9 protein-coding genes and 1 pseudogene are annotated in these 12,979 nt (G+C 71.6%); 3 read left to right on the top strand and 7 right to left on the bottom strand.

Annotation, left to right across the window (positions count from 1 at the left end; genetic code table 11):
- The first annotated feature begins 181 nt into the window (after positions 1-181).
- On the top strand, positions 182-3,787 hold the full coding sequence (locus tag HGK34_RS20940) for a proline dehydrogenase family protein (protein WP_201851117.1): 3,606 nt from the start codon (positions 182-184) through the stop codon (positions 3,785-3,787).
- Positions 3,788-3,805: 18 nt separating this feature from the next.
- Here HGK34_RS20940 and HGK34_RS20935 read toward each other — a convergent pair whose 3' ends face one another.
- The 4 genes from HGK34_RS20935 to HGK34_RS20920 form a co-directional block, all read right to left on the bottom strand.
- Positions 3,806-4,744, bottom strand: a complete 939-nt coding sequence (locus HGK34_RS20935) for a DUF1214 domain-containing protein (protein ID WP_201851116.1) — start codon at positions 4,742-4,744, stop codon at positions 3,806-3,808.
- Between the two features lie 123 nt (positions 4,745-4,867).
- The gene (locus HGK34_RS20930) at positions 4,868-5,854 is read right to left on the bottom strand and encodes a LacI family DNA-binding transcriptional regulator (RefSeq protein WP_244667028.1); all 987 of its coding nucleotides are present in this window, start codon (positions 5,852-5,854) and stop codon (positions 4,868-4,870) included.
- An 82-nt stretch (positions 5,855-5,936) separates the two neighbouring features.
- The gene (locus HGK34_RS20925) at positions 5,937-7,472 is read right to left on the bottom strand and encodes a GH1 family beta-glucosidase (protein ID WP_201851114.1); all 1,536 of its coding nucleotides are present in this window, start codon (positions 7,470-7,472) and stop codon (positions 5,937-5,939) included.
- Positions 7,473-7,804: 332 nt separating this feature from the next.
- Positions 7,805-8,353 carry a DUF2505 domain-containing protein gene (locus HGK34_RS20920; RefSeq protein WP_307816155.1) on the bottom strand — a complete coding sequence of 183 codons (549 nt, stop codon included), beginning with the start codon at positions 8,351-8,353 and terminating at the stop codon, positions 7,805-7,807.
- Positions 8,354-8,540: 187 nt separating this feature from the next.
- On the opposite strand from HGK34_RS20920, the gene HGK34_RS20915 reads away from it, so the two are divergent.
- Complete coding sequence (locus HGK34_RS20915) at positions 8,541-10,034, top strand: sensor histidine kinase (RefSeq protein ID WP_201851119.1); 1,494 nt, start codon at positions 8,541-8,543, stop codon at positions 10,032-10,034.
- 115 nt (positions 10,035-10,149) lie between these two features.
- Here the strand turns inward: HGK34_RS20915 and HGK34_RS20910 are convergent, their stop codons facing one another.
- Positions 10,150-10,398, bottom strand: a complete 249-nt coding sequence (locus HGK34_RS20910) for a WhiB family transcriptional regulator (protein WP_123813288.1) — start codon at positions 10,396-10,398, stop codon at positions 10,150-10,152.
- A gap of 379 nt (positions 10,399-10,777) precedes the next feature.
- On the opposite strand from HGK34_RS20910, the gene HGK34_RS20905 reads away from it, so the two are divergent.
- Positions 10,778-11,146, top strand: a complete 369-nt coding sequence (locus HGK34_RS20905; RefSeq protein WP_201851112.1) for a hypothetical protein — start codon at positions 10,778-10,780, stop codon at positions 11,144-11,146.
- A 110-nt stretch (positions 11,147-11,256) separates the two neighbouring features.
- Here HGK34_RS20905 and HGK34_RS20900 read toward each other — a convergent pair whose 3' ends face one another.
- Positions 11,257-12,417, bottom strand: a complete 1,161-nt coding sequence (locus HGK34_RS20900) for an ABC transporter substrate-binding protein (RefSeq protein ID WP_307816152.1) — start codon at positions 12,415-12,417, stop codon at positions 11,257-11,259.
- Positions 12,418-12,678: 261 nt separating this feature from the next.
- A pseudogene (locus HGK34_RS20895) lies at positions 12,679-12,979 on the bottom strand (carbohydrate ABC transporter permease); the annotation flags it as partial.

The raw sequence follows: 12,979 nt of genomic DNA, 5'->3' as shown, positions 1-12,979 counted from the left end.
GCCTTATCGTCGGCAGCGTCAGATGTGTATAAGAGACAGCCCCTTCGCAGGGGCCGGCCGTCCCGGCCCACCGCCACGGTGCCGACCTGGCGTCACGCTGTCACCGCGTTGACCGCAAACCTCCCCGGGGACGAGGGAATCCGCCAATACGGTCCGTCCGCGCAGGGTGCACCCTGTAACCATGAAGAGTTCCGCCCAGCATCCCCGTGCAGTCTCGGTGCACGACGACGTGCCGGCCGGCGTCACGAGCGCCGCCGTCTCCGCCGAGTCCCTGGCCGACGACGCCGTCGTCCTCGCCCGCCGCTGGATCAGTGCGAGCGAGCGGCGCGCGGCGCACCCGTCCGCCGCCGACCGCGCCGCCGCGCGCGCCTCCGAGTCGCTCAGCGCCCTGGTCTCCGACCCCGCCGGCCTCGAGCTGGCGATGAGCTTCGTGGACGACGTCGCCCGTCCCCAGGACTCGCGCGTCGCCGCCCGGGCCCTTGCCCGGCTCGGCGACCAGGCCGGCTCCGCCACGTTCCTCGGGCCGGTCGACAAGCTCCTGTTCCGGGCCGGGGCGCTGGCCGCGCCCGTCGCGCCCGCCGTCGTCGTTCCTGCCGCCCGCGCCCGCCTCAAGCAGCTCGTCGGCCACCTCGTGGCAGACGCCGGCCCGGGCCTCACCGCCCACCTGTCCCGGACCCGGGCGCAGGGCTACACCCTCAACGTCAACCTGCTCGGCGAGGCGGTGCTCGGCGAGGCCGAGGCGGCCGCACGCCTCGAGCGCACGATCAAGCTCGTCGAGCGGCCCGACGTCGACTACGTCTCCGTCAAGGTGTCCAGCGTCGCGGCGCAGCTCGTGACCTGGGACCTGCCGGGTTCCCGTGACCGTGTGGTCGAGCACCTGATCCCGCTGTACCGCGCGGCCCGCGAGCACGGCGTCTTCGTGAACCTCGACATGGAGGAGTACCGGGACCTCGCCCTCACCGCCGAGGTGTTCAAGGCGATCCTCGACCGCGACGAGTTCCGCGAGCTCGAGGCCGGCATCGTGCTCCAGGCATACCTGCCCGACGCCGCGGGCGCGCTGGACGACCTGACCGTGTTCGCGCAGCGGCGCGTCGAGTCCGGCGGCGCCCGGATCAAGGTCCGCCTCGTCAAGGGCGCGAACCTGTCCATGGAGCGCGTCGAGGCAGCCCTGCACGACTGGCCGCAGGCGCCCTACCCGACCAAGCCCGACGTCGACGCCAACTACGTGCGCCTCCTCGACCACGCGCTGCGGCCCGAGCGGTCCGCCGCCGTCCGGATCGGCGCGGCGTCGCACAACCTCTACCACGTGGCCCTGGCGGTGCTGCTGGCCCGCGGCCGCGGCGTCGCCGACGCGCTCGACATCGAGATGCTGCAGGGCATGGCGCCCGCCGAGTCGGCGGCCGTGCGCGACGAGATCAAGCCCGACGGCGGGCGCGTCGTGCTGTACACGCCGGTGGTGCGGGACGAGGACTTCGACGTCGCCATCTCCTACCTGGTGCGCCGTCTGGAGGAGAACGCGACCAAGGAGAACTTCGTGTACGCGATGTTCGCCGAGTCGCACGAGGCCGGTCAGGCGGCCGACCCGATGGAGCTGCAGGAGGCGGCCTTCCGGGCGTCGGTCACCCACGGGGTGCACTACGAGCCGTCCGACGTCGCCCCCCGCCGCGTACCGCGCGGCGCCGCCCGCCCGGACGAGGCCGGCGCGGCCGGACCGGGCCTGGAGGCGACCGGCGTGCCCGGGAGCGCGCTGCCGGCCGACAACTCGACCGGGTTCCGTCACGCCGTGGACACCGACCCGGCAGTCGCCGCCTCGCGGGACTGGGCGGCCGACGTGGTCAGCGACCGTTCCGGCTTCGTTCCCGCGATCACCGCACCGCTCGCGACCACCGAGCAGGTGGACGAGGTCGTCGCCACGGCAGGCCGGGCCACTGCCGCCTGGTCCCGGGTCGCTCCCGCGGACCGCGCCCGGGTGCTGCGCGCCGCCGCCCGCCACCTGGAGGCCGCGCGCACCGACCTGGTCGCGGCCGCCGTGCACGAGGCCGGCAAGACCGTGGCCGAGGTGGACCCCGAGATCAGCGAGGCGATCGACTTCGCCGCCTACTACGCGGTGAGCGCCGAGCGCCTCGACCCGGCGTCCGGGGCCTACCCGGGTGCCGAGTTCCACCCGGACGGCGTCACGCTCGTCACCCCGCCGTGGAACTTCCCGGTCGCCATCCCGATCGGCGGTGTGCTCGCCGCTCTCGCCGCAGGCTCCGCCGTGATCGCGAAGCCGGCGCCGCCCACCCCGCGCTGCTACGAGCTGGCGGTCGACGCGGTGCACGCCGCGCTCGACGAGGTGGCCCCGGAGATCGGGCTGGACCCGGCCGTCGCGCGCGACGTCGTGCAGTACGTCCGCGTGCCCGACGGCGACCTCGGCCGCCGCCTCGTGACCCACGACGGTGTGGCCCGCGTGGTGCTGACCGGCGCGATCGAGACCGCCGAGATGTTCGCCTCCTGGCGGCCCGGCCTCCAGGTCCTGGCCGAGACCAGCGGCAAGAACGCGCTGATCGTGACGCCCTCGTCGGACCTGGACCTCGCGGTCGCGGACGTGGTGCGTTCCGCGTTCGGGCACGCCGGGCAGAAGTGCTCGGCGGCGTCGCTGGTGATCCTCGTGGGCTCGGTGGGCGACCCGGCGAGCGTGACCGGGGAACGGTTCCGGCGTCAGCTCGTCGACGCGGTGCGCTCGCTGGCCGTAGGGCCGTCGACCTCTCTGTCCACGGTGATGGGGCCACTCACGGAGCCGGCGCAGGGCAAGCTGCTGCGCGCGCTGACCACGCTGGAGCCGGGCGAGTCGTGGCTGGTGCGCCCCCGCCGCCTGGACGCCGCGGCCCGCGAGGCCGGTCTGGCGCACGGCAGGCTGTGGACGCCGGGCGTGCGCGAGGGCGTCCGGCCAGGCTCGTTCTTCCACCTGACCGAGGTGTTCGGGCCGGTGCTCGGCATCATGACGGCCCGCACGCTGGACGAGGCGATCGAGCTGCAGAACGCGGTCTCGTTCGGCCTCACCGGCGGCCTGCACTCCCTGGACGAGACCGAGATCGACCGCTGGCTCGACCGTGTCGAGGTGGGTAACGCCTACGTGAACCGGCACATCACCGGAGCGATCGTGCAGCGGCAGTCGTTCGGCGGCTGGAAGGCGTCGTCGGTCGGACCGGGTGCCAAGGCCGGCGGTCCGAACTACGTGGCCCAGCTCGGCCGGTGGACCGACGCGGCCCACGTCCCGTCGCGGGACGACGACCCGGACGCCTGGCTGGAGACGGCCATGGCCGACGACGACGGCTGGTGGACGCGCGAGTTCGGCATGGAGCACGACCCGACCGGGCTCGACGCGGAGGCGAACGTGTTCCGCTACCGGCCCGTGCCCGGCCTGACGCTGCGCGTGGGCGACGGCGCACGCGACGTCGAGGTGAAGCGCGTGCTCGCGGCCGCGCGGCGAGCGGGTGTACCGGTCGACGTGTCGCGGACCGTCCCGGCCGGTGACGGCACCGTGGCGCCGGGCACGCCCCGGACCGCCGTCGGACACCTGACCCACGACGAGTTCGCCGAGGCCGTGGCGGACGGCCTGGTCACCGGGCGGATCCGCGTGATCGGCGAGGCTCCGGGGCTGCGGGAGGCCGCGGCCTCCCGGCTGGCGACCGTCACCGTCCTGGACGGGCCGGTCCTGGCCAGCGGGCGTCGTGAGCTCCTGACGATGCTCCGCGAGCAGGCGATCAGCCGCACGATGCACCGCTACGGGCACATCCGGCGCTGACCGCCGGCGTGACCGGCACTACGGGTTCAGCGTCGGGAACGTCCACAGGCCGTCGCGGATCTCGGCCCGTGGGCGGTACAGACGCACCACGTAGTTCCACCCCTCGGTGATCGGCAGGACGTTGGGAACGTCGGCGGGATGCTCGCCGAACCGGACCGTGATGGTCCCGTCGTCGTTCCTGACGCCCGTGATGTTGTTGATCGTGTAGGCATCCCGGGAGTTCGGCTCGAAGAAGCCCTCCGCGTTGTACACCGAGATCGACCAGAACCCGTCCACCGGAACCTGCCCGACGGTCAGCTCGTGGCGACCGACCGGGAGCCGCGGGTCGACGCTGACGTAGATGGCCTCGGTGGAGGGCAGCCCGCCCCACCCGGCCGCGGTACCGACGAGGTGGCGCACCGGATCGACCTCGTCCTTCGCTCCGAAGGCGTGGTCGAAGCCACCCAGGTTGCGTGCCAGCACGAGGAGAGCCTCACGGGTCTCGTCCAGGCCGGCCGTGTCGTAGTCCGGCATCTCGAACGGGGCCGCCGCCCGGCTCGTCAGGGCGATCCGGTCCTGGAGGGCGGCGACCTCGGCCACGTCCCGCGGGTCTGCGGGGTCCACCAGGATCCGGATCACGAGCGCCACATGCGTCCCCCCGGAGCCGCCCGGCGGGAGCTCGTGGTCGCCCGCGTCGTGGAGCACTGCACCGACGTAGTGGTCCTCGTCGACGACCATCGCGCTCAGGTAGCGCTCACCGTGCTCCGGAATCGTCAGCGTGGCGCCCGCGCCGACGTCGACCACCGCGTAGCTGTACAGGGTGTCCCGGTTCATGCGGATCACGGTCTGCTGGTCGACGGCGGTGGGCGCACGGTTGTGAACCAGCTGGTTGACGCCTCCGGCCGCTTCCTGCAGGTCGCGCATCATCCGGTGCGTCTCGGCGCGCGCGAAGTTGTCGACGTTCACGAGCAGGCTCATGCGTCCATGATCACACCGGAGGGATTTCCCGCATCCGAGGCGGCAGGGCAGGAGCGCACCCGGTCCGTCCGGCCACCCGCGTCCTCCCGTGTGCCGGGAGGACACCGCCCCCGGCAGCACGCGTCACGCCGAGGTGCCCTCGACCAGCTCCACCTCGAGCACCTGGGGCTCGGCGGGAACGTCGTCGCCCGCCAGCAGGGCCAGCAACGTGCTCGTGGCCGAGTTGACCATCTCGACGACCGGGTTGCGCACCGTGGTCAGCCGGGGTGTCGTGGAGGCTGCGATGCCCAGGTCGTCGAACCCGGTGACGGCGATGTCGCCCGGGACCGACAGCCCCCGTGCGTCGAGCACCTGCAGCGCCCCCTCCGCCATGAGATCGGACGCCACGAAGATCGCGTCCACGTCGGGGTGCTCGTCGAGCAGGCGCCGGGTGGCCTCCGTCCCGCCGGCCACGGTGAAGTCACCCTCGACGACGGCGTCGTCCGGCATCCCGGCCGCCCGCATCTCGGTGCGCCAGCCCGCGAGGCGGTCCACACCCGCCGTCATGTCGAGCGGGCCCGTGATGGTCGCGACGCGGCGGCATCCCCGCTCGATGAGGCGGCGCGTGGCCACACGCCCGCCCTCCACGTTGTCGACGTCGATCCAGCGCAGTCCCGCGTCCGTGAACGGCCGCCCCACGAACACCGCGGGCAGCGACCCGCCCGCCAGTTCCTGCTCCAGCTGGTCGCCCCGGTGGTGGGAGGTGACGATGACGCCGTCGACGTGTCCGCTGCTCAGGTAGCGGGCCATCTGGCCCGGGTGCTCGCCGGGCCGCGCGAGCAGCAGGACGAGCTGCAGATCCGTGCCGGCGAGCCCCGCCGACACACCCCGCAGCGTGGCGCCGAGGAACGGGTCGGTGAAGATGCGCTCGTCCGGCTCGGGCATCACCAGCGCGATCGAGTCGGTACGCCGCGTCACCAGGGACCGGGCGGCGCGGTTGGGCGAGTATCCGAGCCGGGCGACGGCGTCGTCGACGGCGGCCTGCGCCTCCGGGGAGACGCGCAGGCCGCCGTTGATGGCGCGAGAGGCCGTGGATCGGGAGACCCCGGCAGTGCGCGCGACATCGTCCAACGTCGGTGGTCCGTCGGGCGTCAGCGCGCACCCCCTTGGTCAGTCGGTCCTACGGGCCGTCCGGCCCGTCCGGCCGTGTGGCTCAGCGTGCCGGGAGCTCCGGCACGGAGCCTCCCGTTGCGACCTGACCGTACCAGCGTCCCGAGGCTTTGACGACGCGCTCCTGCGTCTCGTAGTCCACACGGACGAGTCCGAACCGCTTGCCGTAACCCCAGGCCCACTCGTAGTTGTCGAGCAGCGACCAGCCGAAGTAGCCGCGGACGTCGGCTCCCTCGTCGATGGCGTCCTTGATGGCGCGCAGGTGCCCGTCGATGAACTCGATGCGGTCGTGGTCGGCGACGTAGCCGTCGGCGTCCGGGGCGTCGTCGTAGGCGCAGCCGTTCTCCGTGACGTACAGGGCGATCCCGCGAGGGCCCGTGTAGTCCTCCTGCAGCCGGAGCAGCAGCCGCGTCAGGCCCTCCGGCTGCACCTCCCAGTTCTGGCCGGTGACCGGCAGGCCGCGCGGGTGGACGTGGGCGCCGTCCGCGCCGGGGAAGGGGGACGACGTCGCCCGGCTGAGCGGGGCGTTGCCGGCCAGCGGGCTCGCGGCGGGAACCGCCGCGACGCCGTTGCCGTGGTAGTAGTTCACGCCGAGGGTGTCGATCGGCGTCGAGATGATCTCCAGGTCGCCGTCGTGGATGCGCTCTGCCAGACCGTACGGTTCGACGTCGGCCAGGACGTCCTCCGGGTAGGCGCCGCGCAGGACGGGGTCGGCGAAGATGCGGTTGAAGGCGCCGTCGAGCTTCCGGGCGGCCTCCACGTCGGCCGGGTCGTCGGGGTTCAACGGGTCCTCGACCTCGAAGTTCAGCGTGATCCCGAGGTTGGCCTCCGGCGCCCGCTCGCGCAGTGCCTGGATCGTGAGGCCGTGGCCCAGCATGAGGTGGTGCGCGGCCGCCAGGCCGTCCTCGCGGGACTGGCGCCCGGGCGCGTGCTGGCCACCGGTGTACCCGAGGAACGCGGCGCACCACGGCTCGTTGAGCGTGGTCCACACACCGACCCGGTCGCCGAGGCGTTCGTGCGTCGCCACCGCGTAGTCGCGGAACCGGTGGGCGGTGTCCCGGGAGGGCCAGCCGCCGTCCTCCTCGATGCCCTGGGGGAGGTCCCAGTGGTAGAGCGTGAGCCACGGCAGGATGTCGGCGGCGAGGAGCTCGTCCACGAGGCGGTCGTAGTAGTCCAGGCCGGCGGCGTTGAACTCGCGGCCACCAGGCTGGATGCGCGCCCAGGACGTGGAGAACCGGTAGGCCTTGATGCCGAGTTCCTTCATGAGCGCGACGTCGGCCGGGTACCGGTGGTACTGGTCGCAGGCGACCTCGCCGTCCTCCTGGTTCAGGACGGCGCCGGGGACGCGTGCGAAGACGTCCCAGATCGAGTCCTCCCGTCCGTCCAGGTGCGCCGCGCCCTCGACCTGGTAGGCGGCCGTGGCCGCGCCCCACAGGAAGCCGCGCGGGAAGTCCACCCGTCCGTTCCCGTTGGCACCGCGCGCCGGGCGGGGCGCGCTCGGGGTGTACGGGAGCGCGGTCCCCGGAGCGGCCGCCGTGCCGCCCGCGGATCCGGTCGCTGCTGCGATCTCGACGTCCATCGTGTTCCCTTCGACGTGTGCGGGCGCGGCAGTGCGACCCGGGTCGGTCGGCAGCGCCCCGATCGGTGTGGTAGCGCTCCCATGCTCGGTCGATCGTGGTCCGATACCTGTGCGCTGTCAAGCCGGAACCGGCCGGACGGCAGGTGTCACACGGCTCTTGGAGTCTTCACCCCGTCCCCACGGCTGTCGAGTTGGCAGGTGGGATGTGAACCGGTTAATATCCCGCGCGCCTCTGGCCAGGGGTGATGGGATCGGCACCCGTGATGTGCCGGCATCGGGACGCGTCTGCGCGCGGCTCCGGCCGGCAGGGGCGCACCCGCGCCGTCCGGGGGCTACGGCCGCTCGCCGGCGAGCCATGCGCGGCCCGCCTCGCCCTCTTCCTCCAGTGCCGTGCGGACGGCCTTGACCGCGGCGTCCTCGACGACGGCGCCGAACAGGGGGACCGTCGCACGAACGTCCCCGTCGTACGTGAGGCGGGTGCCGCCGTCGGGCAGGGGCTGCAGGCGGCCCGTCCCGGTGATGCGCACCGGTGCCCCGAGGATCTCCACCGAGAGGGTGCCCACGCGCCGGCCGTCCGACGCCGCTTCCCAGGCCTCGGCCTGGCGGATCTCGAGCGCGCCACCCACGAAGGAGCGCGCGTGGGCGGGGATCTGGTCCGTGGCGAGCGTCCGGCGTACCACGACGGTGAACCCGTGGTCCGCCGAGCCCGTCACGTCCGCTCGCTCGACCGTGCCACCGCCCGGTGTACCGGCGCGCACGGCGCGCTCGGAGCGCCAGCGGACGAATCGGACGTCGGCGAGCATCGCCGAGACCTCGTCCAGGCTGGCGGGGTACGTCAGGTCGACCGTCAGGTGCACGTGCTCTCCTTCAGGGTCGGTCACGCCGGTGATCAGAACTGTAACGTGTCGGGGTCGCCCGCTGGTTCCCGCGGGTGGTCGGCGTGGTCGATCACGAGGCGGCCGGACGTCGTGGGGTCGTCCGCCCCGGGGCCGGGGGCGGCGTGGGGCCGGCCGCAGGACGCCGGGCCGTGATGCCCGGCCGATCTCTTACGCTTGAGCCGTGTCCGCGATGAGTGACCTGATCCTCGAGCATGCCGAGCTCAAGCCGGCCGACGTCGAGTGGCTGCATCTTCTCGTCGGTGACTGGCAGGTGATCTCCGACCTGGCCTTCGCCGACCTGGTGCTCTGGCTGCCGACGACGGACGGCGGGTTCGTCGCGCTCGCGCAGTGCCGTCCGTCGACCGGCTCGACCGTGCACTACGACGACATCGTCGGGTCCTTCGCGCCTGAGGGGCAACGTCCGCAGCTGCGACGCGCCATCGAGGAGACCCGCGCCCAGCGTGCGCGGGAGCCGCGGTGGTTCGGCGCGTACGCCGTGCGGGAGGAAGCGGTTCCGGTGGTGCACGAGGGGCGCGCGATCGCGGTCGTCTCCCGGCAGACGAACCTGGGGTCGGGCCGGACGCCGTCCCGTCTCGAACTGAACTACGTCGAGGCGGCCGATGACCTCGTCGCGATGATCGCGCGCGGGGAGTTCCCGCTGCCCAACGCCGCGACAGGACCGCGACGGGGAGCGCCGAGGGTCGGGGACGGCCTGATCCGGCTGAACTCGGAGGGGGAGGTCCTGTACGCGAGCCCCAACGCGCTGTCGTGCTTCCACCGGCTCGGCGTCATCGGGCCGCTGGGCGGGCAGTCGCTCGTCGAGGTCGTCGCCCGGGTCATCGAGCGGCAGGCGAATCCCGTCGACGAGTCACTCCCTCTGGTGATGATGGGCCGCGCGCCGTGGCGCACCGATGTCGAGGCCCGGGGTGTCGCGCTGTCGCTGCGCGCCATGCCGCTGACGGACCACGGCCATCGCATCGGGGCGGTGCTGCTGTGCCGCGACGTCTCGGAGCTGCGGCGGCGCGAGCGGGAGCTGATCACCAAGGACGCCACGATCCGGGAGATCCACCACCGTGTGAAGAACAATCTGCAGACCGTGGCCGCGCTGCTCCGGCTGCAGGCCCGGCGCATGGACGTGCCCGAGGCGCGTGCGGCCCTGGACGAGGCGATGCGCCGCGTGGCGACGATCGCGCTCGTGCACGAGTCGCTCTCGCAGACGCTCGACGAGCAGGTGGAGCTCGACGACATGGTCGGTCGGGCCCTGCGCCTCACCGCGGATGTGGCGTCCGCCCAGACGACGGTCCGGACGGTGCGGAACGGCTCGTTCGGACTCGTGCCGGCGCAGGACGCCACGCCGCTCGCTCTGGTCCTCACCGAGCTCGTGACGAACGCCGTGGAGCACGGGTTCCCGGGGCGTGCGTCGGGCACCGTGGAGGTGAACGTCGAACGCAGCGGCAGCGACATGCGGGTGCTCGTGTCCGACGACGGCGTCGGGCTGCCTCCCGAGGAGAGCGGCGGTCCCGGCGGCGGGGCGGGACCCGGCAGCGGCCTCGGGACCCAGATCGTGCGGACGCTGGTGCTCAACGAGCTCGGCGGGACGATCGAGTGGTCCGCCCGCGATGGCGGAGGCACCGAGGTCGAGCTCCGGCTCGTGCTGCGCGACGGCGGCGGCCGGGCGTCGTGACGGACCCCGGCGCGCGGTGCGACCCGCCCCCGGACGCGACGAAGCGCCCGGGCGATGGGGGAGGCCCGGGCGCTTCGCCGACGAGAAGGGGGTGCGTGACCGCTGGGGGTGCCGCTCAGCCGGCGCGGCGGGCGCGCGCGGTGCGGCGCTTGAGCGCACGGCGCTCGTCTTCACTCATGCCGCCCCAGACGCCTGAGTCCTGGCCGGAGTCGATCGCCCACTTGAGGCACGTGTCGACGACGTCGCAACGACGGCATACGGCCTTGGCCTCCTCGATCTGCAGCAAGGCAGGTCCGGTGTTGCCGATGGGGAAGAACAGCTCGGGGTCCTCTTCGAGGCACGCTGCACGGTGGCGCCAGTCCATGTCGGATACTCCTTGTGGTGGAACGTACCTGTTGTCCGGGTGCCGGGCCGCGATGACCCGCGCCGTCGTCGTGCGTTCTGGGGGCGCAGACCGGCCGGGCATGCACCGCGTCCGTGTGCGGGCGGCATGCAACGTTTTCGGCCGCAGTGCGCCGAGGGCGCTCGAACCTCAGGTGTGTTCGGGGGGTGGGCTTGCTGGTACTAGGTTCACATCTCGTGAAGCCCCGCACAAGGGGTTGTCGCAAATTTTCCCCGCGCCAGCCGGTGAGGTTTCCGTCACATTATTGTGAATCTGCACTTCATCGCTATCTCATCCGTCACCCTCACACCCGAAAGCCGATACTGTGAGCAGATCTTTGCCATTCCTGCGTTCCCTCCTGGTGCTCCTTGTGGTAGAGGCCGTCGGCGTCGCCGCGTTCGCGCTGGCGATCCTCGCGGAACTGGTGTTCCGCGGCTCCGCCGCCCCGGGGGCATCCATCTTCCTCGTGCTCGCGCTGGGTGGAGCGGCGTGGGCGCTGGTGGCCGCGGGACGTGCGTTGTCGCGGGGCGTGCGGATGGCGCGGGGATTCGCCATGACATGGCAGATCTTCCAGATCCTCGTGGGATTGACGGGGATCCTGGGCGGAGGGGCGCTCTGGGCGGTGATCGGAGGCTGGACGGTCGTCCTGTTGGCCGTGGCGGTGGTGGTGCTGCTCATGATGCCGCCGGTAATAGATGCAACGACTAGGACGTCCGTCCATGAGGATTGACGCATTCTGCGGTAACTGGATGAGCCACCACACGTGAGTGCGCCGGGGTGGCGGGTTCCAGAACCCGCCACCCCGGCGCACTCATGCGTCCGGCGTAACCGCGTGAGACGTCAGTTCGTGGTGGCCGCCAGAGCCGCCTGGAACGTCGCCACGTCCTGGTGGCCGTTGTCGCCGACGAAGTCGTTCGTGGCCTCGGTGATCGCGTTGAGCCGCGACACCGGAACCGCGGCACCGTGTGCCAGCGAGGACACGATCGTGTCCTCGTCGAACGACTTGATCGCCATTCGCTGGTACTCGGTGAACTCGTCGCGGTCGATATCGGTGCGGGCAGGGATGGAGCCCTTGATCTTGTTGAACGTCACCTGCCCTTCCACCGAGCTGACGGTTTCGAGCCAGGCCTCGGTGTTCTCCGGGTCCAGGATGTTCGCGGACATCGTGAAGGAGTCCGCGAGGAAGTCGAACGTGCCCGCCGTGCCGGGTGCCGGGACGGCCACATAGTCCGTGCCCAGCTTCATCTCCGCCTCGTCGAACGCGCTCACGGCCCAGTCGCCCATGATGTTGAACGCGGCGTCCCCGTCGATGACCATCTGGGTGGCCTCGGGCCAGTCAAGGTTCGAGCGGTCGGCGTTCGTGTACGACATCAGCGTCTTGAAGTTCTGGAGTGCCGTGGTCACTTCCAGGCTCGTCCAGTCGGTGGTGCCGTCCCAGAGCCCGCTGTAGGCATCAGGGCCGAGGGTGCCCAGCAGAACGGTCTCCAGCAGGTGCACCTGCGTCCACGTGGTCCCGACCGACAGGGGCGTGACGCCTGCCTGCTCGAGCTTGTCGAGATCGGCGATGAACGCGTCGATGCTGTCGTACTCGGCGGACGGGTCGATCCCGTTGTCCTGGAGCACCTTGGGATTGGCCCACATCATGTTCGCACGGTGGATGTTCGAGGGGACCGAGTAGATCTTCCCGTCGTCCGTCGACAGCTGACGGATCAGGTCCTTGGGGAAGACATCGGTCAGGCCGAACTTCTTGTACAGGCCCGACACGTCCTGGACGTAGCCGCCCTTGATGTAGTCGTCGAGTTCCGCGCCGGCGTGGACCAGGAACGTGTCCGGCGGATTCTGGTTCTCCAGGCGCGACTGGAGGTTGTCCTTGGCGGCGGAGCCGCCACCGCCGGTGACGCTGTCGTTCTTGAACTCGATGTCAGGGTGCTGCTCCTCGAACACCGTGACCAGCGCGTCCAGCCCTGTCTTCTCCACACCGGCGGCCCACCAGGTGTACACACTGACATTGGTGTGGTTCCTGACGGATGGTGCTGCGGCCTCTCCGGGTGTGCCGCCACAGGCGGCAAGCGTCATGATGAGCGCGACAGCTGTCGCCACCGCCGCCGTCGTCCTCCGAGTCACTCGCATCTGGTGGTCCTGAACTTCCTTCGTCGCTGGAGGCCCAGACCGCGCGGCGCCTGGACTCCGTCTGGGGTGGCATCCGCCGTTCGGCTGGGTGGTGGTGCCCAGGAGCATAGCGAACAGCCGGAGCGTCGAGATTCAGCCCTTGACGGAGCCGGACATGAGACCGCCGACGAAGTACTTGCCGAGGATGATGTAGACCAGCAGGGTGGGGAAGGAAGCCAGCAGCGCGCCACCCATGGACACGCCGTAGTTCTGCAGCAGGGCCCCGTTGGCGAGGTTGTTCAGTGCCACGGTGACGGGACCGTTCTGGCTGGAGGAGAAGAACACGGCGAACAGGAAGTCGTTCCAGGCGTTGGTGAACTGCCAGATGAGGACCACCACGAAGCTCGGGATGGAGATCGGCAGCAGCACGTTCCAGTACGTGCGCAGCATGCCC

Source organism: Myceligenerans indicum (assembly GCF_016742955.1).
GTDB lineage: Bacteria > Actinomycetota > Actinomycetes > Actinomycetales > Cellulomonadaceae > Myceligenerans > Myceligenerans indicum.
Note: the sequence above shows the minus strand (reverse complement) of the source record. Positions and strands in the feature narration are given on the sequence as shown.